We start from the raw sequence: 683 nt of genomic DNA on the forward strand, positions 1-683 counted from the left end.
GCGATCATTTCGTTCCACTGCGCGATCCAGCCGACCGTACGTGCCATCGCGAAGATACACGTGAACATCGAGGTCGGGATGCCCAGCGCGCGCTGCACGATGCCCGAGTAGAAGTCGACGTTCGGGTACAGTTTGCGCGACACGAAGTATTCGTCTTCCAGTGCGATCTTTTCCAGTGCCATGGCCAGCTTGAACAGCGGGTCGTCGTGCAGGCCCAGCTCTTCCAGCACTTCGTGGCAGGTTTCGCGCATCAGCTTCGCACGCGGATCGTAGTTCTTGTAGACGCGGTGACCGAAGCCCATCAGCTTCACGCCCGAGTTCTTGTCCTTCACCTGCTTGATGAACTCAGGAATGTTGTCGACCGAGCCGATTTCTTCCAGCATGTTCAGTGCGGCTTCGTTCGCACCGCCGTGCGCCGGGCCCCACAGACACGCGATACCCGCTGCGATACACGCGAACGGATTCGCGCCCGACGAACCGGCGAGACGCACGGTCGAGGTCGACGCATTCTGCTCGTGGTCCGCATGCAGGATCAGGATACGGTCGAGCGCGCGCACCAGCACGTCGTTGACCTTGTACTCTTCGCACGGGTTCGAGAACATCATGTGCATGAAGTTCGCGCTGTACGACAGGTCGTTCTTCGGGTACGCAAACGGCTGGCCGATGCTGTACTTGTACGCCAT

1 protein-coding gene is annotated in these 683 nt (G+C 59.7%); it reads right to left on the reverse strand.

Features of this window, described 5'->3' with window-relative positions; all coding sequences use genetic code 11:
- Positions 1–683 (reverse strand): citrate/2-methylcitrate synthase (locus P0D96_RS48255; protein WP_408321424.1); only part of this gene is annotated, 683 nt, incomplete at both ends.

It is taken from the genome of Paraburkholderia sp. RL17-347-BIC-D, from assembly GCF_046027915.1.
GTDB lineage: Bacteria > Pseudomonadota > Gammaproteobacteria > Burkholderiales > Burkholderiaceae > Paraburkholderia.